Source organism: Streptomyces sp. ActVer (genome assembly GCF_027270795.1).
GTDB classification, from domain to species: Bacteria; Actinomycetota; Actinomycetes; order Streptomycetales; family Streptomycetaceae; genus Streptomyces; species Streptomyces umbrinus_A.
In genome coordinates this window covers 1-3556 of sequence record NZ_JAPWHT010000698.1, presented here as the reverse complement: position 1 = coordinate 3556, position 3556 = coordinate 1, and the positions used below count along the sequence as shown (strand labels likewise).

General features: G+C 73.0%; 1 protein-coding gene and 1 pseudogene. Both read left to right on the top strand.

The window, feature by feature from the left end:
- A pseudogene (locus O3Q52_RS50695) lies at positions 1 to 205 on the top strand (hypothetical protein); the annotation flags it as partial.
- Positions 202 to 3556, top strand: a 3355-nt coding sequence (locus O3Q52_RS50690; RefSeq protein WP_269655178.1) for a MupA/Atu3671 family FMN-dependent luciferase-like monooxygenase, incomplete at its 3' end; no start/stop codon positions are given. The pseudogene O3Q52_RS50695 and the gene O3Q52_RS50690, both read left to right, overlap by 4 nt.

Sequence of the window (3556 nt, the reverse complement as noted above, 5' to 3'; positions counted from 1 at the left end):
GGCGCCCGCAGGCCCGGCGCCCGCAGGCCCGGCGCCCGCAGGCCCGGCGCAGGCAGGACCGGCGCCAACAGGCCCGGAGTACGCGCTCCGCTCCGAAGTCGCCGAGCTCCGACGGCAGATCGACCTGCTCGCCGAGACGCAGGCGGCCATGCTGACCCAGCTCTCCGAGGCGATAGCCCTGCTCGGCGCCGAGCGTGCCCGATGAGCACGACGGCGGCCGACCGGGCCGCGGAACTCTCCCGGAAGCTCACGGCACAACTCGCGGCGGCCAAGCGACACTCGGCGGCACCGCCGCCCGGACCGGCCCCGATGCCGTCTCAGGACCCGGCCCCGGCCCCGATGCCCGCCGCACCCCCCACCCTCCACGGCCCCCGCGTAACCCTCCCCGAAGGCTCGGGAATGGTCGGCGAGGGCGCCGACGCGAATGCCGGGCAGCGGGCTCATGCCGCCGAGCTGAGCCGCGCGCTGGCCGAACGGACGCGTACGTCCAAGGAGTTGGCTCAGCGGCAGCGTGCCGTGCTGGCCGACAGCCGGGCCGTCGTCGGGTTCCGTCGGTCGACGAAGGAGACGCTGTACCCCCTCGCGGCCCGCTCGGCCCGGGGCGCGCGCCTGACCGACGTGGACGGGAACGAGTACACCGACATCACCATGGGCTTCGGCGCCCTGCTGCTCGGCCATGAGCCGGAGGTGGTCACCGAGGCCGTACGGGAGCATCTCGCCCAGGGCCTGCGCTTCGGCCCCCGGCCGGTCGAGGCCGGTGAAGTCGCCCAGTTGCTGGCCGACTTGACGGGCATGGAACGCGTGGCGTTCGCCGGCTCCGGTACCGAGGCCAACTCCGCCGCCATCCGGCTGGCCCGCGCCGCCACCGGCCGCGACCGCATCGTCATGTTCCGCGGCTCTTACCACGGTCACATCGACTCCGTGCTCGGCCGCCCGGGGCCGGACGGCATTCGCGCCGTACCCGTCTCGCACGGCATCCCGCACAGCGCCGTCTCCGAGATGATCGTCCTCGAATACGGCAGCCAGGAGGCCCTCGACACCGTCGACGCACTCGGCGACACCATCGCGGCGGTCCTCGTCGAGCCGGTCCAGTGCCGCGACCCCGCCCTGCGCCCGGTCGCGTTCCTGCGGGAGCTGCGCGACCTCACGCGGCGCCGCGGCATCGTGCTCCTCTTCGACGAGATGCTCACCGGCCTGCGCCCCCATCCGCGCGGCGCGCAGCACCACTTCGGCGTCGTCCCGGACCTCGCCACCTACGGCAAGGCGCTCGGCAGCGGCTTCCCGATCGGCGCGATCGCGGGCCGCGCCGACATCCTGGACGGAGTCGACGGCGGCTTCTGGCGGTACGGCGACGACAGCCGCCCGGAGACCGAGACCACGTTCTTCGGCGGCACGTACATGCAGCACCCGCTGTCCATGGCGGCGGCCAAGGCGGTCCTCACCCATCTCACCGCCGAGGGCCCCGCCCTCCAGGAACGGCTCAACGCCCGCACCGACATGCTGGCCGAAGGCCTGAACGAGTTCTTCAGGGACGAGGAATTCCCCCTGGAACTGAGCCACTTCGGGTCCATGTTCCGGTTCAGGCACCGCGCCGACATGGAACTCCTCTACCAGCACCTGCTGTTGCGGGGCATCCACGTGTGGGAGTGGCGCAGCTTCTACCTGTCCACCGCCCACACCGACGCGGACGTCGAGCGCGTCTCGGACGCCGTGAAGGACTCCCTGCGTGCCCTGCGCGGGGGCGGCTTCTTCCCCACGACCCGCCCGAGCCCCAGCCTGCGTCAGCATTCGCAGCCACGGCCGAAGGCCACGCGCCCCCGCCCGGCCGCCGACTTCGGCCTGTACTTCTTCGGCGACTACCCGGATTCAGACACGGACGGCGTCGCGGACGGCCGACCGAACGCGCCCCGCCCCTCCGACGCCTACGACCACATCGTCGAGACGGCCCGCTTCGCCGACGAACGCGGCTTCAGTTCCCTCTGGGTGCCGGAGCGGCACTTCCACTCCTTCGGCGGCCTCTTCCCCAACCCCTCCGTGCTCGCGGCCGCGCTGGCCCGCGAGACCAGCCGGATCCGGCTGAACGCGGGTTCCGTCGTACTGCCGCTGCACGACCCCGTCCGGATCGCCGAGGAGTGGTCGGTCGTCGACAACCTCTCCGGCGGCCGCGTCGGCATCGGCTGCGCCACCGGCTGGCACGCGCAGGACTTCGCACTCCACCCGGACCGCTTCGCCCGCCGCAAGGAGATCGGCTTCGCCCACCTCGACGACGTACGGACGCTGTGGAGCGGCGGCACCCTGCCCCGGCGTACGGGAGACGGCGGGGAGACCGCCGTACGCATCCATCCGCGCCCGGTGCAGGACATGCCGCCCATGTTCCTCGCGACCTCGGGACGGCGTGAGTCGTACGAGGAGGCGGCTCGGCGCGGTCTGGGCATCGTCACCAACCTGATGAACCAGACGGTCGCCGAACTCGCCGAGAACATCGGCCACTACCGCAAGGCCCGCGAGCAGCACGGCCTCGACCCCGACACCGGCCGGGTGACCGTGCTCCTGCACACCTACCTCGGTGACGACCACACGACGGCCCGTGCCCAGGCGCTGGAGCCGATGACCCGCTATCTGCGCTCCTCGCTGCAGATGCGCTCCGCGGCGAGCACGCTGGGCACGCCGGGGGGCGATCCGCGTGACCTGGCCACGGCGAGCGAGGAGGACCTGGAGTACCTCTTCCGCCGGGCGTACGACGGGTACTGCGACGAGCGGGCCCTGATCGGTACGCCGGAGACCTGCGCGCCCGTGGTGGACGCGCTGTACGAGGCGGGCGTCGACGAGATCGCCGCGCTCGTCGACTTCGGCATGCCCGCCGACCTGATGCGTACCGGACTCGAACATCTCGACGCGCTGCGCGAGCGCCACCAGGACGCGGGGCCCGCGGCCACCTCTCCTGGCAACGATGTCTCCGCGCCCGCCACCGACGCCCAGCGCCGGATCTGGCTCGCCGCCCAACTGATCGGCGACCCGGCCGCGTACAACGAGATCCAGGCGGTGCGGCTGCGCGGCCCGCTGGACGCGGAGGCGCTGGCCGCCGCGGTCGACGGGCTGGTCGAGCGGCACGCCGGTCTGCGGACCGTGTTCCGCCCGGGCGGTGGCGACGAGACGGTACTGCAGGTCGTACGGCACGGAGTGCGCGTCCCGCTCCGAGTGACCGATGCCCGGGGGCAGTTGACCGATTCCCGGGAGGCGCCGGAGCCCGACGCGGCTGTCGCGGCGGTGCTCCGGGAAGAGAGCTCGCGGCCGTACGACCTTGCCGAGGGGCCGCTCTTCACCCCACGGCTCCTGACGCTCGCCGACGACGACCATGTGCTCGTACTCGGGCTGCACCACATCATCACCGACGCCCACTCGGCCGGCATCCTCGCGGCCGACCTGGAGGAGTTCTACAAGGCCGCGGTCGAGGGCCGTCCCGCACGGTTCGCGGCGTCCGCGGGCAGCACGGTCGGCGCCGCCGAACCCGACCGGGACCCGGCCGACCTGGAGTGGTGGCGGCGGTATCTCGACC